The 26,231-nt window shown below is 68.2% G+C and carries 30 protein-coding genes; 22 read left to right on the forward strand and 8 right to left on the reverse strand.

Annotated elements, in window-relative coordinates:
- The first annotated feature begins 82 nt into the window (after positions 1-82).
- Entirely contained in the window at positions 83-511 is a 429-nt protein-coding gene (gene trxA / locus AC1D1A_RS11890; RefSeq protein WP_476947828.1) for a thioredoxin, read from the forward strand.
- Here trxA and AC1D1A_RS11895 read toward each other — a convergent pair.
- Both AC1D1A_RS11895 and AC1D1A_RS11900 read right to left on the reverse strand, forming a co-directional pair.
- On the reverse strand, positions 508-717 hold the full coding sequence (locus tag AC1D1A_RS11895; RefSeq protein WP_028278246.1) for a hypothetical protein: 210 nt from the start codon (positions 715-717) through the stop codon (positions 508-510). The genes trxA and AC1D1A_RS11895 overlap by 4 nt on opposite strands.
- 88 nt (positions 718-805) lie before the next feature.
- On the reverse strand, positions 806-2,020 hold the full coding sequence (locus tag AC1D1A_RS11900) for a pyridoxal phosphate-dependent aminotransferase (RefSeq protein ID WP_476947799.1): 1,215 nt from the start codon (positions 2,018-2,020) through the stop codon (positions 806-808).
- An 84-nt stretch (positions 2,021-2,104) separates the two neighbouring features.
- On the opposite strand from AC1D1A_RS11900, the gene truB reads away from it, so the two are divergent.
- From truB to AC1D1A_RS11915, 3 genes are read left to right on the forward strand one after another with little or no spacing between them, the layout of a single operon-like run.
- Positions 2,105-3,103, forward strand: coding sequence for a tRNA pseudouridine(55) synthase TruB (gene truB / locus AC1D1A_RS11905; RefSeq protein WP_476859049.1), 999 nt, complete (start codon positions 2,105-2,107; stop codon positions 3,101-3,103).
- Positions 3,103-3,456, forward strand: a complete 354-nt coding sequence (locus AC1D1A_RS11910; protein ID WP_230012044.1) for a hypothetical protein — start codon at positions 3,103-3,105, stop codon at positions 3,454-3,456. The genes truB and AC1D1A_RS11910 overlap by 1 nt, the downstream gene beginning before the upstream one ends.
- A gap of 1 nt (position 3,457) precedes the next feature.
- Complete coding sequence (locus AC1D1A_RS11915) at positions 3,458-3,982, forward strand: hypothetical protein (protein WP_476849432.1); 525 nt, start codon at positions 3,458-3,460, stop codon at positions 3,980-3,982.
- A gap of 10 nt (positions 3,983-3,992) precedes the next feature.
- Here the strand turns inward: AC1D1A_RS11915 and AC1D1A_RS11920 are convergent, their stop codons facing one another.
- Positions 3,993-4,547, reverse strand: a complete 555-nt coding sequence (locus tag AC1D1A_RS11920) for an NUDIX domain-containing protein (protein ID WP_476947800.1) — start codon at positions 4,545-4,547, stop codon at positions 3,993-3,995.
- A 185-nt stretch (positions 4,548-4,732) separates the two neighbouring features.
- On the opposite strand from AC1D1A_RS11920, the gene AC1D1A_RS11925 reads away from it, so the two are divergent.
- From AC1D1A_RS11925 to AC1D1A_RS11965, 9 genes are all read left to right on the forward strand, one after another.
- The gene (locus tag AC1D1A_RS11925; RefSeq protein WP_476947801.1) at positions 4,733-6,535 is read left to right on the forward strand and encodes a DUF222 domain-containing protein; all 1,803 of its coding nucleotides are present in this window, start codon (positions 4,733-4,735) and stop codon (positions 6,533-6,535) included.
- Between the two features lie 132 nt (positions 6,536-6,667).
- Entirely contained in the window at positions 6,668-7,051 is a 384-nt protein-coding gene (locus tag AC1D1A_RS11930) for a hypothetical protein (protein WP_476849435.1), read from the forward strand.
- A gap of 190 nt (positions 7,052-7,241) precedes the next feature.
- Entirely contained in the window at positions 7,242-8,225 is a 984-nt protein-coding gene (locus AC1D1A_RS11935) for a bifunctional riboflavin kinase/FAD synthetase (protein ID WP_476947802.1), read from the forward strand.
- A 96-nt stretch (positions 8,226-8,321) separates the two neighbouring features.
- Positions 8,322-9,176: a tryptophan 2,3-dioxygenase gene (gene kynA, locus AC1D1A_RS11940; RefSeq protein ID WP_476947803.1), complete on the forward strand. Its 855-nt coding sequence runs from the start codon at positions 8,322-8,324 to the stop codon at positions 9,174-9,176.
- Between the two features lie 2 nt (positions 9,177-9,178).
- Positions 9,179-10,522 carry a kynureninase gene (gene kynU, locus AC1D1A_RS11945; protein ID WP_476947829.1) on the forward strand — a complete coding sequence of 448 codons (1,344 nt, stop codon included), beginning with the start codon at positions 9,179-9,181 and terminating at the stop codon, positions 10,520-10,522.
- Between the two features lie 138 nt (positions 10,523-10,660).
- Positions 10,661-10,930, forward strand: a complete 270-nt coding sequence (rpsO, locus tag AC1D1A_RS11950; protein WP_018774485.1) for a 30S ribosomal protein S15 — start codon at positions 10,661-10,663, stop codon at positions 10,928-10,930.
- A 247-nt stretch (positions 10,931-11,177) separates the two neighbouring features.
- Positions 11,178-13,445, forward strand: coding sequence for a polyribonucleotide nucleotidyltransferase (locus AC1D1A_RS11955; protein ID WP_223914011.1), 2,268 nt, complete (start codon positions 11,178-11,180; stop codon positions 13,443-13,445).
- A gap of 105 nt (positions 13,446-13,550) precedes the next feature.
- Positions 13,551-14,900, forward strand: coding sequence for a M16 family metallopeptidase (locus tag AC1D1A_RS11960; protein WP_476947804.1), 1,350 nt, complete (start codon positions 13,551-13,553; stop codon positions 14,898-14,900).
- 57 nt (positions 14,901-14,957) lie between these two features.
- A complete protein-coding gene (locus AC1D1A_RS11965) occupies positions 14,958-15,455 on the forward strand; it encodes a DUF1579 domain-containing protein (RefSeq protein WP_476888296.1) in 498 nt (165 codons plus the stop codon).
- A 4-nt stretch (positions 15,456-15,459) separates the two neighbouring features.
- On the opposite strand, the gene AC1D1A_RS11970 is transcribed toward AC1D1A_RS11965, so the two are convergent.
- The 3 genes from AC1D1A_RS11970 to moaA all read right to left on the reverse strand — a co-directional run bounded on the left by AC1D1A_RS11970 (position 15,460) and on the right by moaA (position 17,286).
- The gene (locus tag AC1D1A_RS11970) at positions 15,460-15,741 is read right to left on the reverse strand and encodes a hypothetical protein (protein ID WP_476947805.1); all 282 of its coding nucleotides are present in this window, start codon (positions 15,739-15,741) and stop codon (positions 15,460-15,462) included.
- 131 nt (positions 15,742-15,872) lie between these two features.
- Positions 15,873-16,139, reverse strand: a complete 267-nt coding sequence (locus AC1D1A_RS11975; protein ID WP_476947806.1) for a MoaD/ThiS family protein — start codon at positions 16,137-16,139, stop codon at positions 15,873-15,875.
- Between the two features lie 7 nt (positions 16,140-16,146).
- Positions 16,147-17,286, reverse strand: coding sequence for a GTP 3',8-cyclase MoaA (moaA, locus tag AC1D1A_RS11980; protein ID WP_476947807.1), 1,140 nt, complete (start codon positions 17,284-17,286; stop codon positions 16,147-16,149).
- Positions 17,287-17,418: 132 nt separating this feature from the next.
- On the opposite strand from moaA, the gene AC1D1A_RS11985 reads away from it, so the two are divergent.
- The 7 genes from AC1D1A_RS11985 to AC1D1A_RS12015 are packed head-to-tail and all read left to right on the forward strand — an operon-like array spanning position 17,419 to position 24,073.
- Positions 17,419-18,162 (forward strand): response regulator transcription factor, encoded by a 744-nt coding sequence (locus tag AC1D1A_RS11985; RefSeq protein ID WP_476947808.1) that lies wholly within the window; start codon positions 17,419-17,421, stop codon positions 18,160-18,162.
- Entirely contained in the window at positions 18,149-19,531 is a 1,383-nt protein-coding gene (locus AC1D1A_RS11990) for a sensor histidine kinase (RefSeq protein WP_476872029.1), read from the forward strand. Before AC1D1A_RS11985 ends, AC1D1A_RS11990 begins: the two co-directional genes overlap by 14 nt.
- A complete protein-coding gene (locus AC1D1A_RS11995; RefSeq protein WP_230008370.1) occupies positions 19,519-21,249 on the forward strand; it encodes a molybdopterin-dependent oxidoreductase in 1,731 nt (576 codons plus the stop codon). The genes AC1D1A_RS11990 and AC1D1A_RS11995 overlap by 13 nt, the downstream gene beginning before the upstream one ends.
- 26 nt (positions 21,250-21,275) lie before the next feature.
- Entirely contained in the window at positions 21,276-22,499 is a 1,224-nt protein-coding gene (locus tag AC1D1A_RS12000) for a molybdopterin molybdotransferase MoeA (RefSeq protein ID WP_476872793.1), read from the forward strand.
- Positions 22,496-23,053: a cyclic pyranopterin monophosphate synthase MoaC gene (moaC, locus tag AC1D1A_RS12005; RefSeq protein WP_476872026.1), complete on the forward strand. Its 558-nt coding sequence runs from the start codon at positions 22,496-22,498 to the stop codon at positions 23,051-23,053. The genes AC1D1A_RS12000 and moaC overlap by 4 nt, the downstream gene beginning before the upstream one ends.
- Positions 23,050-23,562, forward strand: coding sequence for a MogA/MoaB family molybdenum cofactor biosynthesis protein (locus AC1D1A_RS12010; protein WP_476849444.1), 513 nt, complete (start codon positions 23,050-23,052; stop codon positions 23,560-23,562). Before moaC ends, AC1D1A_RS12010 begins: the two co-directional genes overlap by 4 nt.
- Positions 23,552-24,073, forward strand: coding sequence for a molybdenum cofactor biosynthesis protein MoaE (locus AC1D1A_RS12015; protein ID WP_476947809.1), 522 nt, complete (start codon positions 23,552-23,554; stop codon positions 24,071-24,073). Before AC1D1A_RS12010 ends, AC1D1A_RS12015 begins: the two co-directional genes overlap by 11 nt.
- 34 nt (positions 24,074-24,107) lie before the next feature.
- On the opposite strand, the gene AC1D1A_RS12020 is transcribed toward AC1D1A_RS12015, so the two are convergent.
- Complete coding sequence (locus AC1D1A_RS12020; RefSeq protein WP_476947810.1) at positions 24,108-24,566, reverse strand: Clp protease N-terminal domain-containing protein; 459 nt, start codon at positions 24,564-24,566, stop codon at positions 24,108-24,110.
- Between the two features lie 9 nt (positions 24,567-24,575).
- Positions 24,576-24,779 carry a helix-turn-helix domain-containing protein gene (locus AC1D1A_RS12025; protein ID WP_223914000.1) on the reverse strand — a complete coding sequence of 68 codons (204 nt, stop codon included), beginning with the start codon at positions 24,777-24,779 and terminating at the stop codon, positions 24,576-24,578.
- A 205-nt stretch (positions 24,780-24,984) separates the two neighbouring features.
- Here AC1D1A_RS12025 and dapB point away from each other — a divergent pair, with 205 nt between their 5' ends.
- Both dapB and AC1D1A_RS12035 read left to right on the forward strand, forming a co-directional pair.
- Positions 24,985-25,743, forward strand: coding sequence for a 4-hydroxy-tetrahydrodipicolinate reductase (dapB, locus tag AC1D1A_RS12030; RefSeq protein ID WP_476849447.1), 759 nt, complete (start codon positions 24,985-24,987; stop codon positions 25,741-25,743).
- Between the two features lie 5 nt (positions 25,744-25,748).
- Positions 25,749-26,231: a hypothetical protein gene (locus AC1D1A_RS12035; RefSeq protein WP_230012204.1), complete on the forward strand. Its 483-nt coding sequence runs from the start codon at positions 25,749-25,751 to the stop codon at positions 26,229-26,231.

Consider the following 26,231-nt stretch of genomic DNA (forward strand, 5'->3'; position numbering starts at 1 on the left):
CGTGGAGGTGGACGGCCGGGCCACGGTTGACGAATATAGAAGCATCAAGGACCGCAGTTATGCGCAAAGGTGGCGGAGTGCCGTGGAGTCCAGCCTGACCAAATGCCCGCACTGCGGGAAGACCAACCGGATTCCCGCGGCCGCTGCCGGGCACCCGCGCTGCGGCAACTGCGGCCGGGACCTTGCCTGGATCGTGCCGGCGTCCGACGCCGACTTCCCGGTTGTCGCGGAGCAATCCACCGTTCCGGTTCTCGTCGATTTCTGGGCGGCGTGGTGTGGGCCGTGCCGAATGGTCAGCCCGGTGCTGGACAAGCTGGCCGTGGAGCGGGCTGGAAAGTTCAAGCTGGTGAAGGTCGACGTCGACAGCTCCCCGGGATTGTCCCGGAGATTCGATATCCAGGCCATCCCGACGCTGCTCGTCATCAAGAACGGCGCGGTGGCAGCGCACCAGGCCGGTGCGCCGCCGTCGGCCGCCCTTCGCAGCTGGCTCGACGCCGCACTGTCCGCCTAGCGGCGTCTTGAGCGTCCTCGGGCTCCCAGCCCGCCGCCCAGCACGGGAGATCCCATGCCCAGGAGGTAGCCGAAGTCGTACCAGTTCCCCGCACGGGCGGAGTTATAGAACGGGAATTCACTCCAGAACCCGAATACATGGGCGATCAGGACGATCCATGCCGTCAGCCCATTCCAGAAACCCCACAGCAGGTCTTGCCACCACACGATGTACTCCCTCGGCTGGAAATCCACGGCGCCCTGTCGGGCCAGGTCCGACGCCAGGACAGTGGGCCAGCCTGGAAGCGCCGTGAGCTCAGGCTAGGGCGCCGGCCGGCCCGGCGATAGGGCCGGTGGACCTGTCGGTCCCCGCTGCCCGCTCGCGTGCAGGGATGCGCCCGAGGCCCTCCACCAAATCGGCCTGGCTGCCGCAGAGCGCGATCCGGATCCAGCCCTCGCCGATCGAGCCGAACGCCGTGCCGGGGGCGAAGGCCACCCCGGAGTCCGCCAGGAAGCGGCGCGTCCATGACCGGACATCCCCGCCACTGGCATGCGAGACGTCCGCCCACAAATAGAACGCGCCTTGGGCCGCGAGGTAGGGGATGCCGTGGGCGCGCAGCACCGCCGAGGCCGCGTCGCGGTTGGCCCGGTAGTGGGCATGGGCATGGCTGACGTAGTCCTGCGGACCGGTCAGCGCTGCCAGCGCGGCGTACTGCGACGGCGAGGCCACGCACGACACGATCGACTCCATCACGTTGTTCATCTTCTGTTCCAGCCCCGGCGGGCAGATCAGCGCACCTATCCGCAGTCCCGTCAGCCCGTAGGTTTTGGAGAGCGTGAGCGAGGTGAACACGCGTGCTTCGCCCGGGACGTCACTGTCGAAGCGGGCCGGGCTGACGTGCGGGACATCGTAGGTGAACGCCTCGTAGCATTCGTCGGAGATGACCCACAGATCGTGCCGCCTCGCCAGCTCCACGAGCCGGCGGGTCAGGTCCTCGCCCAGGACAGCGCCGAGCGGGTTGGACGGGGAATTCAGGATCAGCACCTTGGTTCGGGGCGTGATGAGCGCCTCGATGTCCTCGATCCGTGGCTGGAAATCGTGCTCCGGGTACAGCGGGTAGCGGACCGGAACGGCGTGCAGCAGGCTGCTCGTCATCGCGAAGGTGGGGTAGCCGGGATTGGGGATGAGGATCTCATCCCCGGGGGAGAGCAACAGGCTCATGGCGAAATGCAGGCCCTGCTGGGCGCCGTCGACCACGTACACGCGCTCCGCGCCGACCGGCGTCGCATTGTGTTCACGGAAGCGGGCGGCGAAGGCCTCCCGCAGCGCGGGGATCCCGGCGTTAGGTGTGTAGTTGGTCTCGTCCCGGTCCAAGCACGCCATGCCGGCCTCGAGGACATGGCGGGGGACTGCGAAGCCCGGCTCCCCGATACTCAGCACGATCGCACCGGGCGTTCCCCAGGCGGCTTCGGTGATCTCGCGGATCTGGTTAATCGGGACGTCGCGGACATGTGCGGCAAGCTCGGGCATGTCTGCCATCCTAACGCCCGGCGTCCGCGGTGGCGGCGGGACTGTGGGCGTCGGGGCGGGGCCGGCCCGCATATACTGGGAGGCGTGCTTTCTGGACTGGTGATAGTAGACAAGCCGCAAGGTTGGACCAGCCACGATGTGGTTGGACGGATGCGGCGGATTGCCGGTACCCGAAAGGTCGGCCACGCCGGGACACTGGATCCGATGGCCACCGGCGTTCTGGTGGTGGGCATCAACAAGGCCACCCGGCTGCTGACCTACATCGTGGGCACGTCCAAGACCTACACCGCCACCATCAGGCTCGGTGAATCCACCGTGACGGACGACGCCGAAGGCGAGGTCACCGCCACCCGCAGCGCCGCCGGGGTCACCGTAGACGCCGTCCGCGCCGGCGTCGCGGCACTGATCGGGGAAATCGAGCAGGTTCCCAGCAGCGTCAGCGCCATCAAGGTCAACGGCGAACGCGCCTACGCCCGGGTCCGGTCCGGTGAAGAGGTCAAACTCGCAGCCCGGCCGGTGACGATCCACCGCTTTGAGATCCACGAGACCCGTCCCGTCCACGACGGCGAGTCACTCGACGTGGACGTCACCGTGGAGTGCTCCTCCGGTACCTACATCCGTGCCCTGGCCCGCGACCTCGGCGATGCTCTCGGCGTCGGCGGCCACCTGACTGCACTGCGGAGGACTCAAGTGGGTCCATACACCCTTGATCAGGCACATACGCTCGAACAATTGGCCGAGACGCTGGACGTCCTGGAAATCTCGGACGCGGCCCGGGCGCTGATGCCGAACCGTGAACTCAGCGAGGCGGAAACCACTGAGATTTCCTTCGGCCGCAGGATCGGAGCCGGAGCAGCGGCAGGCACACCGGAGGCAGCGACCGCGGACAAACCGGCAGCGGCGTTCGCGCCGGACGGTTCGCTCGTGGCCCTCCTGGCCGATGCGGGAAGCTACGCCAAACCAGTGCTCGTCTTCGCGCCGGATAATGAAAAGCCCGGCAACGAAAAGCCCGGCAACGGCAAGCCGGCCACAGATAAGCAGCCCACAGATAAGCAGCCCACAGAAAAGCTGGCCGGCCAGTAGTGGACGCGTATTTCTACATCATTCTGGTGGTTGGCCTGCTCTCCAGCATCATCTGCGTCGTCGCGGGCCTCCTGAAGAAAGCGCCCAACGACACGACGATACTGTCGGTGGCCGCCGTCGAACTTGCCCTCCTGGTCTATCTGGGGGGTTCGATTGTCCGGGTGGCCAGCGGCGAGCGGATCGCGGGGGAGGCTTGGGAGTTCTGGGGCTATCTGGCGACGGCGCTGATCCTCCCGATTGGGGCCGTGTACTGGTCCATCCTGGAGCGGACCCGCTGGAGCAACTTTGTCCTGGCCGCCGTCGGCGTCACCGCCCTGGTGATGGCGGCGCGCATGAACCAGATCTGGTATTGAGATGGAAGAGGCAGAAAACGTGAGCGCAAACTCCCCGCACGACGGCACCGGAAACCCGGCGGCGCCGGCGTCCCGGACCACTGGGCCGGCGGACGCTGGATCCGCCGACACTGCGCCGGCGACGACCGATACCCGCAACACCGGGCCGGGACGGCTGCTGATTGCTGTCTATGCCATCTTCGCGATTTCGGCGACGGCCCGGGCCGGCTACCAGATTCTCACCAAGTTTTCCGAGGCGCCGCTGGCGTACCTGCTGTCCGCGTTCGCCGCCGCCGTCTACGTCGTGGCCACCGTGTCTCTGGCGAAGCCGGGGCGCACCGCGTTCAAGGTCTCGGTGGCGGCAGTCCTGGTGGAGCTTGTGGGCGTTCTGGTGGTGGGAGCACTCAGCGTGTTCGACTCGGTGAACTTCCCGCACGAGACAGTATGGTCCCTGTTTGGCCGCGGCTACGGATTCATCCCGCTCCTGCTGCCGATCCTGGGACTCATCTGGCTGTACCGCCGACGGCCCGCGCCCCGGGACCACTGACTCCGGCTGATTACAGGCGGCCGGCGATGCGCCGGGCCTCAGTGAGCCTGCTGCGCAGCCCCGGCCAGGCCGCGGCGAAGCCCGGGTGCAGTTCCTTGCCGCCGACGCCGTCAATCCCCACCCACTGCAGTTCGATACTTTCCGCATCACTGATCGCGGCCTCGAACGGCTGCAGGGCAACGGCCACCACGGTGGTGTAAGACCAGTAGCCGACGTCGAACACCGACGTAAACAGGACCTGGAGATTCCCCGGAGGCACGGCCGCTTCCTCGTGTGCTTCCCGCAGCGCGCCGTGGATGGCTTCTTCCCCTTGGTGCAGGGCGCCGCCGGGGAGCCCCCAGGTGCCGCCCTGATGGCTCCACAAGGCGCGGTGCTGGAGCAGGACCCCCTTGGCGGGGTCGTGGACCAGGAGCCCGGCGGAACCGAACCGACCCCAGAACCGCCCCCGGTCGCCCTCGACCCAGGCATCGCCCGGATCGCGTGGACCCAACGGGCGGCGCGGATCGCCCGGCAGCAGTGGTGCGAACGGTGATTCCCCGACTTGGGGAGCGGCTGTGCTGTCCATCCCTACAGCTTGCCACGCACCGGTCCGTAGGAGGGCGGGGGTCGTACGCAGTGTTACGTGCTCGGACGTGCCCTATGGGCTCCAGGTGCTCTGAAGTGCGCTGCCGGGAGTCACCCAATATGAGTCGCGCGCCAGCAGGAATGGCTTCCGCTATGTCTGTCGTACCCCTCTGGCAGAGTTTAGTTATGGAAGCCATTGGAGAGTTCATCCCGGACCGGGCCCCGTGGCCCGGCCCGGCTGTGTCCTCCCGGCATCCCCGCCTGGCCGCCGTTCCCGGCGCGGCTGACGCAGCCAGCGGCGCTCTGGGCGCCGCGGGTGCGGCGGTGGACTCGGCGCTGGCGGCGCTGCGGGCTTCGAGCCCGGCTGCGGATGTCGATACCCCCTGGGTTGGCTTGCGGGAGGCCGCGGACTTTGCCGGCCACGTCGAGGACCTGTCCCGCACGGTCGAATACTTCCAGCTCGTTGCCGCGGCGGCGGTAGAGCGGACGCGCAAACAAGCCGCGTTCACCGCGATGGCCGCACACGGCTGGGGTGAGGAAGCGGCCCAGGCGGGCTGGCTCACGGGCTGGAAACAGGAATCCGACGGCGGGATGGATGCAGGGGCCGGCGGGGGAGCTGAGGCCGTTTCCGACGCCGGGGCTCACGGCGCACCTGTCGGCGGGACGCATGCCGGGGCCGGAACTGGCCCCCGCGGTGACTTTTCCGGGCAAATTGGGATGTCTGCTGCGGCGGATGACGGCTACCGGAACGCCACAGATTTTTTGCGGGCGCGGCTGCGGATCAGCGCCGCCGAGGCCAAGCGCCGGCTGGCGCTGGCCGCCGAACTGCTGCCCCGGCAGGGACTCGCCGGCCGGCCCATCCCGCCCGTGCACCCGGAGCTCGGAGCCGCCGTCGCGTCCGGCGAGGTCGCCTCCCGCGCCGCGACCGTCATCACGCTCGCCCTGGACCGGGTCCGGCACAGCTGCCTCCCCGAGGCGGTCGCGGCGATGGAGCACGCCCTGACCCGCACCGCGGCCGAGAACGACGCCGACTTCCTGGCCCGGGTCAGCCGCAGCTGGGCCGAGGCACTGGACCAGGACGGCGCCGAACCCTCCGAGGAACTGCTCCGCCAGCTCCAGGGCGCCTTCCTCCGCAAACCCCGGCACGGCCTGCAACACCTGGAAATCTTCGCCACCACGGACCAGTTCGAACACCTGATCACCGTGATGAACACCGCCACCAACCCCCGCACCGGCCCCGACACCGGCCAAGGCACCACCACCGGACCTGGTGACGGGTCCGCGGCGGCGGATGCGCCCTGCGCGGCGGACGATTCCGCCACGGCCGAAAAGGACCCGTCGCTGCCGTCCCTGGACCTCCGCTCCCGGCCGCAGAAGCTGCTCGACGGCCTGGTCGGCGCGTGCAAAGCAGCCCTCGCCACCGGAGGGCTGCCCGCCGCGGGCGGGCTCCGGCCCCAGGTCATGGCCACCATCGACTACCGCGACCTGCTCACCAGGCTCGGGACGACTCCCGCCGAAGCAAGCGCCCCTGCCAACACCGCACAGCACGGCACCGGAACCAGGCACGGCACCGGGACGCTGCTGTTCACCGGCCCCGTCACCGCAGGCACCATCCGCAAGCTCGCCTGCGACGCCGACATCATCCCCGTCGTCCTCGGCGGCGAGGGCCAGGTCCTGGACATCGGCCGCGCCTCCCGCATCTTCCCGCCCCACATCCGCAAGGCCATCACGGCCCGGGACCAGGGCTGCGCCTTCCCGCAATGCACCATCCCCGCCCCCTGGTGCGAGGCCCACCACATCACCTACTGGTCCCGCGGCGGAACCACCGGAACCGGCAACGGCACCCTGCTCTGCTCCCATCACCACCATCTGATCCACAAGGAACACTGGAGCATCCAGATGCGCACCGGCATCCCCTGGCTCATCCCGCCACCCCACCTCGACCCCGCCCGGACACCCCGCCGGAACACCTACTTCCGCCTGGAGTGACCCCGTGCCTGGACGGACGCTCGCCTCGACTGACTCGGTGGGACCCCCGCAACCGCGCCCTCCGTCGCCGGGCTCCCTGCACCGGGCCGAAAGTCCCAAGCCTCCGCGCCACGGCGGGCCTAGGGTGGAGGCATGGACCAGCGCAGTCTGATGCTGCGGGCAGTGAAGACGCTCCACACCCTTGCCTGGCTCGTGATTGAGGCCTGCATGGCCTACGTCCTGTACGCCGGCATCACGGGCCGCAATGACCGGAAGACGAGGGCTGCCGCCGTCGTGGTCGCCAGCGAATCGCTGATTTTTGCGGGCACCGGCTTCCAATGCCCGTTGACCGTCGTCGCGAAAAGTCTTGGAGACGGCTCGGGCTCCGTCACGGACATCTACCTGCCGCGGTGGTTAGCGAATATCCTGCCCGGGCTCCACGTCCCCCTCATCCTCGTCGCAGTGCTGCTGCATTGGCGGAATTGGCGGAAACAGACGGTGCGCGACAGCGAGCGGCGGCTTTTGCTGGGGCGATAGTGCGCGCCCGCCTCACACCTTCGCCCTGCCGCCGATTAACCGTGGTCCCTCCGGCGGGGCCTTTACGCGGATGCCCCGGAGCCCGGCGGACCGTCCGGGAGTTGCCCGGATTGCGGGTAATCTAAGAGAGTTCCGGAGCCGGCACGGTCGCTCCGGAGCAGTTCATGGCAGGCAGCAAAAGGCGAGGTTGATGGTCCACATCTGGAACGATCTGTCCGAGGTCCCGGCGGACTTTGGTCCTTCGGTTGTCACGTTCGGCAATTTCGACGGCGTGCACCGCGGCCACCAGCAGGTGCTGTCGCAGCTCATCCGTACCGCCCGGTTGAAGCACGCACGCGCCGTCGCCATCACCTTCGACCCACACCCCGCGCAGGTACACCGTCCGGAATCGGCTCCCGAACTGATCATGGGGCTGGAGGACAAGCTCGTGGCCCTCGGAGAGCTCGGCCTCGACGCCGTGCTGGTGATGAAGTACTCGATGGAGCTCGCCAGCCTCACCCCCGAGGAATTCGTCGCGTCAGTGCTGGTCGACAGCCTCAAGGCCAGCCACGTGGTGATCGGCCACGACGCCCGGTTTGGCCGCGGCAATTCCGGCGACCTCGCCACCATGCAGGAGCTGGGCAAGAAGCTCGGGTTCGAGGTGCTGGTCATCAGCGAATTCGGCTCAGAGGGCTTTCCCATCCACGACGACGACGGCACGGACCGCCGCTGTTCGTCCACGTGGGTGCGCGAGGCCCTGCGCGCGGGCGACGTCGCCACCGCCGCTGCCGTCCTCGGCAGGCCGCACCGGATGCGCGGCGAGGTGGTGCACGGTGCCGCACGCGGCCGCGACCTCGGGTTCCCCACCGCGAACCTCTCCTCGACGGCCACCGGGTACATCCCCGCGGACGGCATCTACGCCGGCTGGCTCGTGGACCAGGCAGGCATGCGCTGGCCCGCCGCCATCTCCGTAGGCTCGAACCCGACGTTCGACGGCGTGAGCCGTCAGGTCGAGGCCCACGTGATCGACCGCCCGGAAGAGTCTCCCGACGACTTCGATCTGTACGACCAGACAGTTGTGGTGGAATTTGTCGCCAGGCTCCGCGGCATGGTGGCGTACCGTGGGGCTGAAGCTTTGGTGGAGCAGATGCGCCTGGACGTCGTCCAGGCCCACGACCTCCTGTTCGCCCGCTAAAAACCGGGCCGGATCGGCGTCGGCCCCGCGCTGACAATGTTCTGGTTCACTGGAGCCGCGCTGATTCACAGCCACTTGGCAAGGAAGGCAAGACACGTGACCATCGAGAAAAACACGAGGGAACTGGACCAGGACATTGTCCGGGATTTCAGTGCGCGGATGAGCTACGCGTCCTACCTGCAGTTGCCCACCCTGCTCAGCGCCCAGCAGCCGGTCAGCACCCCGGAACACCACGACGAGATGCTGTTCATCATCCAGCACCAGACCACGGAGCTGTGGCTGAAGCTGGTATTGCACGAGCTTCGCAGCGCCGCCGCGTGGCTGCGGTCGGACGACCTCGGGTCCGCCCTGAAGGCGATCGCCCGCGTCAAGCACATTCAGAAGACACTCACCGAGCAATGGTCCGTGCTGGCCACCCTGACGCCCACCGAGTACTCCCAGTTCCGCGGCTTCCTCGGCAACTCGTCCGGATTCCAGTCCAGCCAGTACCGTGCGGTGGAGTTCCTCCTCGGCAACAAGAACGCCAAGATGCTTCCGGTGTTCGAATCGGACCCCGAGGCCCACGAGATGCTGCGCGAACTGCTCGAAGCCCCCAGCATCTACGACGATTTCCTCGCCTATCTCAAGCGCCAGGGCTTTGACGTCCCGGCATCCGTGCTGGAGCGCGACGTCACCAAGGCCCACGAGTTCTGCCCCGAACTGGTCCCGGTGTTCAAGTACATCTACGAGAACGCCGCCGACAACTGGGGCGCATACGAGGCCTGCGAGGAACTTGTGGACCTTGAGGACAACTTCCAGCTGTGGCGTTTCCGCCACCTGCGCACCGTCCAGCGGACCATCGGCATGAAGGCCGGCACCGGCGGATCCAGCGGCGCCGCGTTCCTGCAGAAGGCCCTCGAACTGACCTTCTTCCCCGAGCTCTTCGCCGTGCGGACGGAGATCGGCCAGTGAGCATGTCCGCCAACACCGACGCGCCGGACAGCCTGTGGCAGCGCGCCCTCGACCTCGACGCCGCGGACCCGCTGGCCGGCTACCGCGACCACTTCGTCGGCACGGACACGGACCTGTCCTACCTTGACGGCAACTCCCTGGGCCGTCCGCTCAAGCGGACCGTCACCGACATCAGCAGCTTCATCCAGGACAGCTGGGGCGGCCGCCTGATCCGGGGCTGGGACGAGGAATGGCTCGAACTGCCCCAGAAGATCGGCGACCAGCTCGGCCGCGCCGTGCTCGGCGCGGCGCCGGGGCAGACGATCATTGCCGATTCCACCACCGTGGTGCTGTACAAGCTCATCCGCGCCGCGCTGGCAGCCGTCACCGATCCGGCCCGGACCGAGATCGTCCTGGACACGGATAATTTCCCCACCGACCGCTACCTGGTGGAGGGAATCGCCCGTGAAGAAGGCCTGACCCTGCGCTGGATCGACGCCGATCCGGCCTCCGGCGTCACCGTCGAGCAGGTGCGCGACGCCACCGGCCCGGCCACCGCCGTCGTGGTCCTGAGCCAGATCGCCTACCGCTCCGGCTTCCTCGCGGACCTGCCGGGCATCACCGCGGCAATCCACGACGCCGGCGCCCTGGTGGTGTGGGACCTTTGCCACTCCGCCGGGTCTGTGGAGATCGCTTTGGACGACGCCGACGTCGACTTCGCGGCAGGCTGCACCTACAAATATCTGAACGGGGGACCGGGCTCGCCCGCGTTCGCCTACATCAACGCACGGCACCTGGCCGGGCTGCAGCAGCCCATCTGGGGCTGGATGGGGCGCAAGGACGCGTTCGAAATGGGTCCCGGCTACGAGGCCGCCCCCGGCATCCGCGGCTTCCTTAGCGGCACTCCGGCGATCTTCGGGATGCTCGCCATGCGCGGCACCCTGGACCTGATCGAGGAAGCGGGGATGGCGTCACTGCGGGAGAAGTCACGGGTGCTGACCGCTTATGCCCTCGAACTTTACGACGCCTGGCTGGCGCCGGCCGGCGTGCAGCTGTCCACCCCGCGGGCGGCGGAACTGCGCGGCAGCCACGTGACGATCGACCACCCGGCCTTCCGGGAAATGACGGCCACATTGTGGGACCAGGACGTGATTCCCGATTTCCGCGCCCCGCAGGGCATCAGGATCGGGCTGTCGCCGCTCAGCACATCCTTCGCGGAGCTTTACCGGGGCGTCGCCGCTATTCGCGAACTGCTCGCAGCCCAGGAAAGTGGAAAACCGCAACCGCCGCAGGCATCTGGCGCGCCGGCAGAGTCGGCGGCCGCGCCCGGCGGTTTCGACAAGACCGCGGACGTGCCACTAAACTGAACGTTGGATCCGGCTGCAGTCCGTGGCGGCTGGCTCCTGTTGTGTACGGAATGCCCGGCTTCGGCGGGGGATTCCGGGACGGCACCCCCGGCAGTGAATTACTGATTCGGGCCTCACGGCACATCTCTAGGAGTTATTGTGGCACTTGAAGCCGCTGTAAAGCAGTCCATCATCAAGGATTTCGCAACGTCCGAGGGCGACACCGGTTCGCCGGAGGTCCAGGTTGCAGTCCTGACTCAGCGGATCAAGGATCTCACTGAGCACATGAAGGAGCACAAGCACGATTACCACACCCAGCGCGGTCTGCTGGCCATGGTTGGTCGTCGCAAGCGCATGCTCACCTACCTCAAGAACACTGACATCACCCGCTACCGTAAGCTCATCGAGCGCCTCGGCCTGCGTCGCTAGTCAGTTTTAAGGGGCGGCCCCTTCCGGACCGGAAAGGGCCGCCTTCTTCAGGAAAAAACTAAACAGGAGGATCAACCGCATCACGCATTCGCGGTCCTCGGTAGTGATCCCCGGGAACGGCCTCAAGGAATGAGGCCCGGCCCGTGGGTCTCGATCGATGACCGGGTGCAGTGCAGGCCAGTAGACAGATGCTGGGCTGGGTTGATGCGGCTGGGCTCCGTGAACCAAGAAACGGAGGTGACTCTCTATGGAGGGTCCCGAAATCCAGTTCTCAGAAGCAATCATTGACAATGGCCGCTTCGGCAAGCGTGTAATCCGCTTTGAAACCGGCCGCCTTGCCAAGCAGGCAGCCGGCGCAGCGATGGTCTACATCGATGAAGAGACCGCGCTGCTGTCCGCAACCACCGCCGGCAAGCACCCGCGTGAAGGTTTCGACTTCTTCCCGCTGACCGTCGACGTCGAAGAGCGTATGTACGCCGCCGGCCGCATCCCGGGCTCGTTCTTCCGCCGCGAAGGCCGTCCCTCCACGGAAGCCATCCTGGCCTGCCGCCTCATGGACCGCCCGCTGCGCCCCGCGTTCGTCAAGGGCCTGCGCAACGAGGTCCAGATCGTCGTCACCGTGCTGTCCATCAACCCGGACGAGCTCTACGACGTCGTCGCGATCAACGCGTCCTCGATGTCCACCCAGCTTTCCGGCCTGCCCTTCTCCGGCCCGATCGGCGGCGTCCGCGTTGCCCTCGTTGCCGACGAGAACGGCTCGCAGTGGGTTGCGTTCCCGAAGCACTCCCAGCTCGAGAACGCCGTCTTCAACATGGTCGTCGCCGGCCGCATCGCCGGTGACGACGTCGCCATCATGATGGTTGAAGCCGAAGCCACCGACAACTCCTGGAACCTCATCAAGGAACAGGGCGCCACCGCCCCGACCGAAGAGGTTGTCTCCGAAGGCCTCGAGGCTGCCAAGCCGTTCATCAAGGCCCTTTGTGAAGCACAGTCCGACCTGGCAGCCCGCGCCGCCAAGCCGACCGTCGAGTTCCCGGTCTTCCTGGACTACCAGGACGACGTCTACGCCGCTGTGGAGTCCGCTGCCGCCGAGAAGCTGGCCGCTGTCTTCCAGATCGCCGACAAGCAGGAACGCGACACCGCGTCCGACGAGCTCAAGGACGAGGTCACCTCTTCCCTGGCTGGCCAGTTCGAAGGCCGCGAGAAGGAACTGTCCGCAGCCTTCCGCTCCGTCACCAAGCAGGTTGTGCGCCAGCGTATCCTCAAGGACCAGATCCGCATCGACGGCCGCGGCCTGACGGACATCCGCCAGCTCACCGCCGAGGTTGAGGTTCTGCCCCGCGTCCACGGCTCGGCCATCTTCGAACGCGGCGAGACCCAGATCATGGGTGTCACCACGCTGAACATGCTCAAGATGGAACAGCAGATCGACTCGCTGTCTCCCGTGACGCGCAAGCGCTACATGCACAACTACAACTTCCCGCCGTACTCCACCGGCGAGACCGGCCGCGTCGGTTCCCCGAAGCGCCGCGAAATCGGCCACGGTGCCCTCGCAGAGCGCGCCATCATGCCGGTGCTGCCGTCCCGCGAGGAATTCCCCTACGCCATCCGCCAGGTGTCTGAGGCTCTCAGCTCCAACGGTTCGACGTCTATGGGTTCCGTCTGCGCCTCCACGCTGTCCCTGCTGAACGCAGGCGTGCCGCTGAAGGCTGCTGTTGCGGGTATCGCCATGGGCCTGGTCTCCGACCAGGTCGACGGCCAGACCCGTTACGCCGCCCTGACCGATATCCTCGGCGCCGAAGATGCCTTCGGTGACATGGACTTCAAGGTTGCCGGTACTTCCGAGTTCGTCACGGCCATCCAGCTGGACACGAAGCTCGACGGCATCCCGGCCTCGGTCCTGGCCGCCGCCCTGAAGCAGGCCCGCGAAGCCCGCCTGCACATCCTGGACGTCCTGAACTCCGCGATCGACACCCCGGACGAGCTCTCCGAGTTCGCGCCGCGCGTCATCGCGGTCAAGATCCCGGTTGACAAGATCGGCGAGGTCATCGGCCCGAAGGGCAAGATGATCAACCAGATCCAGGAAGACACCGGAGCCGACATCTCGATCGAGGACGACGGAACTGTCTACATTGGCGCCACCAACGGCCCGTCTGCCGACGCAGCACGGTCCGCGATCAACGCCATCGCCAACCCGCAGATCCCGGAAATCGGTGAGCGCTACCTGGGCACGGTCGTCAAGACCACCACCTTCGGCGCCTTCGTTTCCCTGACCCCGGGCAAGGACGGCCTCCTGCACATCTCCGAGCTGCGCAAGATCGCCGGCGGCAAGCGCGTGGACAACGTCGACGACGTCGTCTCCGTGGGCCAGAAGATCCAGGTGGAAATCACCAAGATCGACGATCGCGGAAAGCTGTCCCTCTCGCCCGTAGTGGCTGAGGAGGCTGGCGCGGAAAATGCAGGAAACACGGAAAACGCTGACAACGCCGAGGTCTCCGCGGACGCCGCAGAGTAGTCTCTCCTGAGTCAAAAAGCGGGGCCGGTGGATCAACCACCGGCCCCGCTGCTGTTAAAGGTAGGATGGCAGGCAGATTTGGCATGTGTTCAATGAAAGGCCTTGATGACTGTCGTCCCCCTGCCGCTAGAGCAGAACCAGCACGCTGACACCCTGATCCACGGCGCCGACGGCGGCTCCGAGGTGCGACGCTCGGTCCTGCCCGGCGGCGTCCGCGTCCTCACCGAAGCGATGCCCGGCCAACGCTCTGCCACGATCGGTTTCTGGGTCGGCGTCGGCTCCCGCGACGAGGCTCCCGGCCAGCACGGTTCCACGCACTTCCTGGAGCACCTGCTCTTCAAGGGCACCAAGCGCCGCACCGCGCTGGAGATCGCCTCGGCCTTCGACGAGGTCGGCGGGGAATCCAATGCGGCCACCGCGAAGGAAAGCACCTGCTACTTCGCCCGCGTGCTGGACACGGACCTTCCCATGGCGATCGACGTCATCGCGGACATGATCACCGGCGCGGTCCTGAACCCGCAGGAGATGGAGCAGGAGCGGGACGTCATCCTCGAGGAAATCGCCATGGACAGCGACGATCCCACCGACGTCGCGCACGAGAACTTCGTGGCCGCCGTGCTGGGAACGCACCCGCTGGGCCGCCCCATCGGCGGCACGCCGGCAGCCATCCGGGCCGTGGCACGCGACTCGGTGTGGGACCACTACCGCCGCTACTACCGTCCCGACGAGCTCGTGGTCACCGCGGCCGGCGGCCTGGACCACGACGTCGTCTGCGGGCTCGTGGTGGATGCCCTGCACTCCGCCGGCTGGAACCTTGAGGCCGCGGCCGCCCCCGTGCAGCGCCGCTCCACCGAACGTGCATCGATCACCGGCACGGCCGGCCTGCATGTGGTCAAGAGGCAGGTGGAGCAGGCCAACATCATTATGGGTTGCCCGTCGCTGGTCGCCACCGACGGCCGCCGCTTTGTGATGAGTGTGCTCAACGCCGTTCTCGGCGGCGGCATGTCCTCCCGCCTCTTCCAGGAGGTCCGGGAAAAGCGCGGACTCGTCTACTCGACCTACTCTTTCGCCTCCTCCTACGCCGATGCCGGCTATTTCGGCATGTACGCCGGATGCACCCCGTCGAAGGTCCGCCAGGTCATTGATCTGCTGGGCGCCGAACTGGACAAGCTGGCTGCCGACGGAATCTCAGACGAGGAGCTGCGCAAGGCGGAGGGACAGCTGTGCGGCGGAATCGTGCTGGCGCTGGAGGACACCGGTTCCCGGATGTCCCGGCTGGGCCGCGCGGAACTGGTGTCCGGCGAGTACCAGGACATCGATGAGACCCTCCGCCAGATCAAGGCCGTCACAGCCGCGGAGGTCCAGGAGCTCGCCCGTGAGCTCGCGGCAGCCCCGCGGACCGTCACGGTGGTCGGGCCGTTCGAGGAAACCGAGACGTTCGGACTCCTGGCCTAGACATTCCAACTGGCGCGGCGCCATGATGGTGGCGGGGTCACTCGGGAGGAACTCCATATGGGAGAAACTGTGGACCGGCCGCTGCCAGGCAGTGCATGCGAGGCGCTTGAGGCTTTCCTGGGCCATTGGACGGGGACCACGCACTGGGAGGCAACCGCGTGGGGTCCGGCGCGCACCGCGGACACCGAGATTATCTTTTCCCGGGCAGCAGCCGGGCTTGCCGTCACCCAGAGCTACCGGCACACGGATGCGGACGGGACCCGGTCCGAAGGCCACGGTGTCTTCACGACGGACCCGGACCATCCGGAGACCTTCTGGTACCACGTCAACAGCTTGGGGTTGCCGCCCGAGGGACCCGCGCGCGCCAGCATGGAAGGCGGCACCTTGACCGTGGAACGGCGAAGTGACCGCGGGACCGCACGGCACACCTTCCGGGTGGATGACGGCGAACTGACTCATGCCGCCGGACTCCGCCTGGGCAGGGCGAGCGATTTCACGCCCTTCATGACCACCGTGTGCCGCCGCGTCGCTGAGGGCGCTGCCGTACCGGCGTGAGGTCTTAGGAGGCGGCCTGCAGGATCCGGGTCTTCGGAGTTCCCTCTAGGCCGGGCGCCGGCTCGGCGGAGTTCCAGACCTTCGCCTGAAGATTGGCCAACAAGGCCTCCGCCTGCTCGCGCTGCTCGAAGTCCAGCTCAACGACCACAGAGTGCGGGTCGTCCACGGGTTGGTTGACGCGGTACGCGGTGACGCCCGACGCCGCGCGGTTCACCGGATCACGGTCGAACGCCGCTTTCCACATGGAGAAATCCTTGATCCTATGCTCGATCTGCAAGGTGAACATGCTGCCCTCCTCGTTGGTGTTTGTTGCCCGCCGCCGCGGATATTCCACACTCTAGAACCGGCCAGCTAAACGCGATACCCCGGATTTTGTGAACCCGACATACCGGCTTTATGGAGCCGGGCGTGCCCGGGTTACCCGCCGGCGAAGGGCGGCAGCACGTCGACGATGTCGGCCGGCTTGAGCGCCGCGGCATGGTCCCGCACGGCAACTTCGTTGAGCAGGAAGCTGGAGCGGGACAGGATGCGGGCCAGCGGCGGCGTACCGGCCGGCGGTTCGGGGCGCTCGACGGCGAGGATCGCCTCGAGCAGCGAGGCGAGGGTGTCGCCGTCGGCGAGGTCGTAGCGTTCTTCATCCACGCCGGCGGCAGCGCGTGCGGCAGCGAAGTAGCGTACATTCACGAAAAAGTCAGCCTCCGATGGCGCTCATGCTGCGGTCCGGCTGGACGAAGTCGGGCGCGTCGAGGCCCACATGGTCCATGCCGTGGGCCTTGGGCTTGATCCACATGGCATCCTGCCAGCGCTCGGCGAGCTGTTCGTCGCTGGCGCCCTCGCGCAGCAGCCCCAGCAGATCCACTTCCTCGCGCGAGAACAGGCAGCTCATGATCTTGCCCTCGGCGGTGATGCGCGTCCGGCGGCAGTCCGAGCAGAACGGCTCCGTGACGGAGGCGATGATGCCCACAGTGCCGAGCAGAGGGCCGGTGGCCCGGTCGGTGCCGGGAACCCGGGCCCGGACTTCGAACCGTTCCGCCGGGGCGCCGTCGCGGTCCCGCGGGTCGGAACTGAGCACGTAATCGACCGAGAGCAGTTCCCGGATCTCCGCGGCGGTGATCATGTTCCGCCGGGTCCAGCCGTGGTCCGCGTCGAGCGGCATCTGTTCGATGAAGCGCAGTTCATAGCCGCGGTCCAGTGCCCAGGTCAGGAGGGCCGGGGACTCGGCGTCGTTGATGCCGCGCATGAGTACAGCGTTGAGCTTGACCGGGCCCAGGCCTGCGGCCCAGGCGGCGTCGACGCCGGCGAGGACCCTGTCCAGGAAGGGCCGGCGGGTCAGCTTGGTAAAGGTTTCTTCATGCAGGGAGTCCAGCGAGACGTTGATTCTGGTCAGTCCCGCGGCTTTGAGTCCGGCGGCCTTCTTGTCCAGGCCGACGGCGTTGGTGGTCATCGAGATTGGCAGGTCGGGGTGGGCCTGGCGGAGCGCGGCGATGATCTGCAGCAGGTCCGCCCGCACCAAGGGCTCGCCTCCGGTCAGCCGCAGTTCACGCACGCCGAGCATGTCGACGCCGATCCGCACGATCCGGACGATTTCCTCCGCGGACATCACCGCCTGCTTGGACAGCCATTCCAGGCCCTCGGCCGGCATGCAATAGGTGCAACGCAGATTGCACTTGTCCGTCAGTGAGAGGCGCATGTCCGTGGCACGGCGGCCGTAGCGATCCACGAGCCCTGCAACCAGGCCCTCCGGACGCCCGGACAGTGCGGCTGCAGCAGGCACTCCCGCTCCGGGACTGCCTGCCGCGCGGGGCTGGGGCATACCCAGTTGAACTGTCATAGAGTCAGGCTACGCCACCTCGCGGCCCACGTCACAGCCGCATGACGGCACGGATATTACGGATTCGGGAACGATGTCCGGCGGGGGTCCGGAGCCCTGCCCGGACCGTGGCCGCGAACCTATGCTGGAAGCGTGAACAAGACCCAGCCGGCCCCGGACGCAACGGAGTACCGGCGCATCCTCCTCGTCGAGGACGAACCGACCATCGCCGGAGTGGTCCGGGACTACCTCGTCCAGGCGGGATACCAGGTGGTCCTCGCCGCCGACGGGTTCACGGCCCTGCGCCTTGCGGCCGAACGCCGCCCGGACCTCGTCCTGCTGGACCGCATGCTGCCGGGCCTGGACGGTGCGGAAGTCTGCCGCCGGCTCCGTGCCGCACACAGTGTCCCGGTCATCATGCTCACTGCCCTCGGAACGGAAGACGACCGGATCCTCGGCCTTGAAGCCGGCGCTGACGACTACGTCACCAAGCCATTCTCGCCCCGCGAGCTGGTACTGCGGGTCCGTTCGGTCCTGCGCAGGAGCATTCCCGAATTCAGCCCGGAGCCCTCCGTCGAAGTGGGCGGTTTCGACCTCAACCCGGCCGCACGCACCGTCTCCCGCCATGGCAGGCCCCTGGCGCTGACGGCCAGGGAGTTCGACCTTCTGGCCTTCATGCTCCGCCGTCCCCGGCAGGTCTTCAGCCGCGAGGAACTCATGAAAGCCGTCTGGGGCTGGGACTACGGGGACCTGTCCACTGTCACGGTGCACGTGCGGAGGCTGCGGGAGAAGATCGAGGACGACCCCACCCGCCCCTCCGTCCTGAAAACGGTCTGGGGCGTGGGTTACCGGCTGGACCCCAGCGATGAGGAGGAGTCCGCCGATGCAGACCTCTGAACTCCTGACCATCATCGGCTGGGCCCTGGCCTGGGGAGCCGTGATCGGGGCCGCGTCGCTGCTCATCCTGAAATCCCTGCGCCGGGCCTCGTTCGCGGTCCAGATCTGTGTGGTGGTGCTCGCCGCCGTGGCGGTCCTGACGGCCGGAATGGTCAGCGCCTTCAACGCGATGTTCATCTCGGCCCGGGACCTCGAAGTGATGTGGTACGTCCTGGCCGTGGCTTCCGCCGTGGCTGTTTCGATCGCGCTCGTGCTCGGAGCGAGGGTCTCGGGGAACGCCAAGGCGCTGGTCGAGGCTGCCCGGAGCATCGGCCGCGGCGAGAGCCCCGGGATCCAGTCCCCGGTGATGAGCCACGAACTTGCCGCCCTCGCCGCCGAGCTCGAATCCAGCAGCCGGATGCTGGAGGCCTCCCGGCAGCGGGAGGCCGCCGTCGAAAACGCCCGCCGCGAACTGGTCAGCTGGATCTCCCACGACCTGCGGACGCCGCTGGCGAGCATGCGCGCCATGACCGAGGCCCTGGAAGACGGGATGGCCGCGGACGTCCCCGCCTACTACCGCAAGCTCATCGCGCAGACCGACCTCATGGCCGGCATGGTCAACGACCTCCTGGAACTGTCGAAGATCCATGCCGGAACTATGCGGCTCAAGGCCGAGCCGTTGGACCTGTACGACCTCGCCAGCGACGCCATTGCCGACCTCGCCGCGCTGGCGGAGCAGCACGGCATTACGCTCGACGGCGGCGGCCAACGGGAAAGCCTGGCCCTCGCCGACGGCCCCTCGATGGGGCGTGCCATCCGAAACGTCGTGCTCAACGCGATCGTCCACAGCAGACCCGGCTCCCGGGTCACCGTGGAAGTCGGCCGGGACGGTGACCGGGCCGTCGTCGCGGTCACCGACGGCTGCGGCGGGATCGCGGAAGCGGACCTCCCGCATGTGTTCGAAACCGGCTGGCAGAAGGACCCGGCGCGGCGGCAGACCGGCCGTTGGGCCGCCCCGGACGACGGACTGGACGGAATGGCCCCTGATGGCGCGGCCCCGGGCGACGGCTTCCGGGCGCCCGGGCCGGATGAGCCGGCAGGCGTCATGCGCTACAGCGGCGCCGGCCTTGGCCTGAGCATTGTCGCCGGAATCGTCAGCGCCCATCAAGGCACCGTCACCGTGGAGAACGTCGACGGCGGATGCCGGTTCTCGCTGCTGCTCCCCGGCCAGGGAGCCGCCGGCCAGAAGCCGGGTGGCAGCCACGGCACTTCTGCCGGGGAGCCTGCTGCCGGGGGAGCAGCAGCCCCGGCAGCAACAGCCGAGGGAGCACACAACAGGATTCCGCGCGACGCGGTAGAGGAAAAACTCCGGACGGGATGGGCACAGTGAGCAGCGGCGTCGGCTTTGACGGGCAGGGGAAGGAAACCGGCGGCACACTCGCCGGCAGGGGACAGCAGCATACGGAACCGGGAGTCCGGCAGCGGCAGTCCCGGGACCTGTGGGCCGCCGGGGCCGGACTGGTGGCCGTGGGGACGGCGGTGGTCCTCGGTGAACTCACGGCCAGCCTGGTGAGCCCCACGGTGTCTCCGGTGACGGCCGTCGGCGGGGCCGTGATCGACACCGTCCCGCCGGGCGTCAAGGAGTGGGCCATTTCCTTGTTCGGCACGGCGGACAAGGCGGCACTGCTGGGCGGCATGGCACTGGTCATCGCCGCGCTCGCGGCGCTCTCCGGAGTCCTCGAAGTGCGGCGCCGTTTCGCCGGGGTGATTCTCATCGCGGTGTTCGGCGCGGTAGGGCTCGTGGCCGTGCTGAGCCGGGCCGACCTGACCGCCAACGCCGTCCCCGTCCCGGTGCTGGTGGCACTGGTGGGGATCGCGCTGTTGCGGTGGCTCATCCGGAAACTATTGGAGTGGCAACCCGATGCCGGCCGGCGACCGGCGGTGGCGTCCGGCCCGCCGGAGACACCACCGGTTGAGCCGGCCCCGCAGGACGCCCCTGCCGTGGCGCCTGCAGATGCCACAGCCAACGAAGCCGGGCCCGCCCGGCGCCGGTTCCTGCTGGCGCTGGGCGGGACAGCCGCGGTTGCCGCCGTCGCCGGTGTGCTCGCCTCCACCCTCAGGGGAGCGGCCGCCGTCGTCAGCGACGTGCGCAGCAAGCTGGTCCTCCCGGTGCCCGCCGCTCCCGCGCCGCCCATCCCGGCCGGCGCTGAGATCCGGCTGGACGGACTGGGCCCGCTCGTGACGCCGAACAGGGATTTCTACCGGATCGACACCGCCCTGCGCGTCCCGCTGGTGGATCCTGCGGAATGGACGCTGAAAGTCACGGGCCTGGTGGAACGGGAGATCGAGCTCGACTTCGCCACCCTCTTGGCCAAACCCCTGACGGAACGGCACGTGACCATCGCCTGCGTCTCCAACGAGGTCGGCGGGGACCTGATCGGCAATGCCCGCTGGCTCGGCTGGCCGGTGCGCGAACTGCTCGACATGGCCGGCCCCAAGCCCGGGGCGGACATGGTGCTCTCCCGGAGCACGGACGGCTGGACGGCAGGGACCCCGCTGGAGGCCCTCACGGACAACCGCGACGCGCTGCTGGCCGTCGCCATGAACGGGGAACCGCTTCCGCTCGAACATGGATTCCCCGTCCGGATGATCGTGCCCGGGCTGTACGGCTACGTCTCCGCCACGAAGTGGGTCACCGAGCTCAAAGTGACCCGGTACGCGGACGACGTCGCCTACTGGACGCCCCGCGGCTGGAGCGAGCGCGGGCCCATCAAGACATCGTCCCGCATTGACGTGCCGCGCGACGGGGCCAACGTGAAGGGCGGGACGGTTGTCTTCGGCGGCGTCGCGTGGGCCCAGCACACGGGCATCGGCAAGGTGGAGCTGCGGGTCAACCGCGGCGACTGGCATCAGGCCGAGCTGGCCCCCGGCATCTCCAAGGACACCTGGTACCAGTGGAAGCTGGCCTTGCCGCTGGAGCCGGGACAATATGAGGTCCAGGTCCGGGCCACAGCCCTCGACGGCGTGCCGCAGGCCGAGGAATCCGCACCGGTCGCGCCGAACGGAGCCACGGGTTACCACACGGTTAGAGTTGACGTGAAGTCCTAGCGAGCCGAGCAGAGGTCAGGAAACGCATGCACCGCACCGAGACAAGGCATGTCAGCGTTCAAGCACACCGGGACAAGGTGCGGGCCCTGCTGGCCCCCCTGCGCACCGAGGGGCGGGTGGAACGGCTCCCGCTGCTCGAAGCCTTGGGCCGGGGGCTCGCCGCCGACATCCTGGCGCCGCTGGACCTTCCCCCCTTCGCCAACTCGCAGATGGACGGCTTCGCGATCCGCAGCGCCGACGTGCCCGACGGCGGCAGGGAACTGCGTGTCGTCGCGCCCGTCCCGGCCGGAGCCACACCGGCGGAACTGGCCGCCGGCACGGCCGCTCCGATCATGACCGGCGCGATGATGCCGGCCGGGGCCGACGCCGTCGTTCCCATCGAGCAGGCCGTGCCCGATTCCTTCCCGGTGCCGGGGGAGCCCGCCACGGTCCACTTGCCGGCCGCCGCCGCCGGAACGTTCGTGCGCGACGCCGGCAGCGACATCCGCTCCGGCGAGCTCGCCCTCAGCGCGGGGACCTTCCTCGGCCCCGGCCAGCTGGGACTGCTGGCGGCGATGGGCTACACGGAGGTGCCCGTCCGTCCCTCCCTCCGGGTCCTCCTGGTCACCACCGGCGACGAGGTGGTGGAACCGGGCAGCCCGCTCGGACCGGGCAAGATCTTCGACTCCAACGGCACACTGCTCGAGTCCTCCATGCGCCAGGCCGGGCTCCAGGTCACACGGACCGGCGTCTCCACGGACCAGCCGGATGAGCTCGCCGCGTTGCTGCGCCGGCACGCCCCCGCCGCGGACCTGATCGTCACCACCGGCGGCGTCAGCAAAGGTGCCTACGAGGTGGTCCGGCAGGCAATGGCCGGACACGACGTCGAATTCGGCGCCGTGGCGATGCAGCCGGGCGGCCCGCAGGGGATCGGCAGCTTCGACGGCGTCCCTGTGCTGGGGTTCCCGGGCAACCCGGTGAGCTGCCTGGTGTCCTTCGAAATGTTCCTGCGCCCGGTCCTCACGGAACTGTTCGGCGCCCCGGCGCCCCGGCCTGCCGTCCGCGCGCGCCTCGCCGAACCGCTGACCTCCCCGGCGGGCAAGCACCAGGTGCGGCGCGGCACGCTGGCTCCGGACGGCACGGTCAGGCTGGAGGGCGGCGCGGGCTCCCACTTGGTTCATGCCCTGGCCCGTTCCAACGCCCTCGTCCACGTGCCAGAGGGAACAGCGGCGCTCGCAGCGGGCGACGAAGTGGAAGTATGGATCCTGTGAATGATGTAGAAAACCCTGAAGCGGATGCCGCGCCGGCGGACAAAGGCGAAGCGGGCAACGGCGAAGCGGACAAAAGAGCCGTGGGCAACACCCGCCTGACCCACCTCCGCCACGACGGCACGGCCCAGATGGTGGATGTGTCCAACAAGGCGCAGTCCACCCGGGAAGCCACGGCCACCGCGACCGTCCGCAGCACGGCCGAGGTCCTGTCCCTCCTCGGCGGCGGTGAGCTCCCGAAGGGCGACGCCCTGGCCGTGGCCCGCATCGCCGGGATCATGGCGGCCAAGAAGACGCCGGACCTGATCCCGCTCTGCCACCCGCTGCCGATCGCCAAGGTCACCATCGACTTTGAGCTCGACGCCGACGCCGTGACAATTTTCGCCACGGTCAAGACACGCGGCGTCACCGGGGTCGAGATGGAAGCCCTGACTGCGGCGACGGTCGCGGCACTGAGCGTGTACGACATGATCAAGGCCGTGGACAAGCACGCGGTCCTGACCGATATCAAGGTGCTCGCCAAAAGCGGCGGCAAGAGCGGGGACTGGACCCTATGAACATGCCCGAACCCCACCGCCATGGCGAAGCCACGGGCCGCAAGGCCGGTGTCGTGATCGCCTCTACCCGGGCGGCCTCCGGTGTCTATGAGGACCTCACGGGCCCCGTGATCATCGATTGGCTCACCGAGCACGGCTTCGAGCCGTTTCCCGCCATGGTGGTGCCGGACGGGGCGCCGGTCGGGGCCGCGCTGAGGGCCCTGCTGAGCCAGCAGCCGGCCGTCATCATCACCAGCGGCGGCACCGGGCTGAGCCCCACCGACGCAACGCCGGAGCAGACGCTGCCCCTGCTGGACCGGGAAATCCCGGGCATCATGGAGGGCATCCGGAACGCCGGAACGGCCAAGACTCCGATGGCCATGCTCAGCCGGGGCCACGCGGGCGCAGCCGGACAGACGTTCATCGTGAACCTGCCCGGATCCCCGAAGGGTGTGATGGACGGCCTGGCCGTGCTGGATCCCATCGTTGGACACCTTTGCGACCAACTGGAAGGCAGCCATGGGCACTGATACCGGATTTGAAATCGTGCACGCCGTGCTGAGCGCCGAACCCATCTCGGTGGAGCAGGCCATCGCGGCGGTGGAGTCGGACACGGCAGGAGCGGTGGTCAGCTTCAGCGGCGTCGTCCGCAACCACGACGGCGGCAAGCAGGTCTCCCGGCTCAGCTACAGCGCCCACCCGACGGCGCACCAGGTGATGGCCGACGTCGTCGCCGGGCTTGTGGCGGAGCACTCGGTCCCGGCCGGGAATGCCGCGCCCGGCGGATCTCCGGAGGACGCCGCCGGCGGCGCCGGCGCCACCCGGGACGAGCGGCAGCCGGTGCGGATCTGGGCGGCCCACAGGATCGGCATGCTGGAGATCGGCGATCCGGCCCTGGTGTGCGCCGTCTCGGCGGCCCACCGCGGCCAGGCCTTCGCCGTATGTGCAGAACTCGTCGACCGGATCAAGGCCCAAGTGCCGATCTGGAAGGAACAGTTTTTCGCCGACGGCACCGTGGAGTGGGTCGGCGCCGGCGAGTAGACGCCGTGGTGACCGGCAGGAAGCCGGCTCCGGATCAGGAGGAAATAACCCTGCGCCGGACCCCCGCCCGGTCGACCCCCAGTTCCTTGAGCAGCACGGCTGCCGGATCGTGTTCCTGGCAGTCCAGCAGCGACAGCAGCAGATTCGCGGTGGTGATTTGTCGTGACTTCTGGTCCATGGCGTACCGAAGCATGCCTTCCATTACCGACCGGGCGCCCGAGCTGAAGGGCGGCTTCTTCCCCCGGCTGGGCATGGGGACGCGCTCAAAGCCGTGGGCATCTATACCGATTGATGTGAGTGCCGTGCTGTCAAGCCTCGCCGCCGCGGCCCGTGCCTGATCGAGCGTGACATCCAGAAGGGCGGCGGGACCAGGATCGTGGAGCGCCCCCAACAGCAGATGATCCGTGCCCAGCCGCTTGTCGCCGCTGCAGCGGGCCTCGTCCATGGCGAAGCCAACGATCTTTCGGGTGTCGTCGGCAAATCGTTCAAACATGGCTTGATCTCACTCTCGGTATTTTGCGTGGACGGACTGCCGCGAGACGCCCAGGGCGTCGCCGATCTGCTCCCAGGTCCATCCCCGCTGTCGGGCAGCTCTGACCTGCGCTGCCTCGACCTGTTCTGCCAGGCGATGGAGGGCGCCGACCGCCCGCAGACCGACGGCGGGATCGAGTGAATGAATATGCGCGGACAGGTCATCGGTCTCCATGCCTGTCAGTTTAGATTGACAGGCGCAGGGCGTCAATCCAGCCTGACAGGCCTGGGTCGGCGTGTGACCCATCGAGCCGGCGGGCCGGGCCTTGCGGAACGTTGCTCACGCCGCGTGGCGGTCAGGCTGTCGCCCCCGGCGGCGGCCCTGTAACCAAGCGCCGCCGGTTCCGGAACGCAGCGGCCCCGGCGGTAGGGTTGATGGCATGACCGAACAACTCTCCGTCGCCGTGCTGGGCGCCAGCGGGCGCATGGGCGCAGAGGCCGTGAAGGCCATCGACGCCGCCGCGGACCTGACGCTCGTCGCGGCCCTTGGCCGCAACGACCCCCTCGACTCCCTTGTCAGCTCCGGCGCGCAGGTCGTGGTGGACCTGACCGTCCCCGAAAGCACCGAGGCGAACGTTCGCTTCGCCGTCGAGCACGGCATGCACGCCGTGGTCGGCACCACCGGCTGGGATGCCGGCCGGCTCGCGGGGCTGGAAGAACTCCTCGCCAACCGGCCCGGCGTCGGCGTCCTGATCGCCCCGAACTTCGCCCTCGGCTCCGTCCTGGCCTCCGCCTTCGCCGCCAAGGCGTCCAAGTACTTCGAATCCGTTGAAATTATTGAGCTGCACCACCCGGACAAGGTCGACGCGCCCTCCGGCACTGCCGTGCGCACGGCACAGCTGATCTCGGCCGAGCGCTCCGAGGCTGGCGTGCCGTCCAGCCCGGACGCCACCACCTCGGAACTCGCCGGTGCCCGCGGCACCGACGTCGACGGCATCCGGGTCCACAGTGTCCGGCTGGCCGGTCTTGTCGCGCACCAGGAGGTCCTGCTGGGCGGGCCGGGGGAGCAGCTGACCATCCGCCACGACTCCTTCGACCGTGCGTCCTTCATGCCCGGCGTGCTGCTGGGGATCCGCAGCGTCGCCGCTCACCCCGGTCTCACCGTGGGACTCGACGGCTACCTGGACCTGGGACTCTGAGTCAGATGTCCGCTGCCTTGACAGCCCTGAAAGCGAACCGCACCAAGATCTGGGTGGGGGCCGTCACCCTGCTGCTCGTGTTCTACCTGGTGGTATCCCTTCAACGTTCCGTGCTCCTGATGTCCGACCCCAGCCTCGTGGCGAAGGCGATCGGCGTCGCCTACCTGGTGCTGCCGGTCATCGGGGCCTGGGCCCTGATCCGGGAACTGCTGTTTGGTGCCCGCACTGAGCGGTTGGCAAAGATCCTCGAAGCCGAGGGGGGCCTGCCGGAGGACACTCTGCCGCGCACACCCGCCGGCCGGATCATCCGCGAAGCCGCCGACGCCGAATTTGAGAAGTACCGCGCCGAGGCCGAAGCTGCCCCCGAGGACTGGCGTTCCTGGTTCCGGCTCAGCTGTGCGTACGATGCTGCCGGAGACCGCAAGCGCGCCCGCGCCTCAATGCGCGACGCCGTGCGGATGTTCCGCGACGGGGAGCAGAAGAACTAG

The sequence above is a fragment of the Arthrobacter sp. P1_B9 genome, assembly GCF_056406495.1.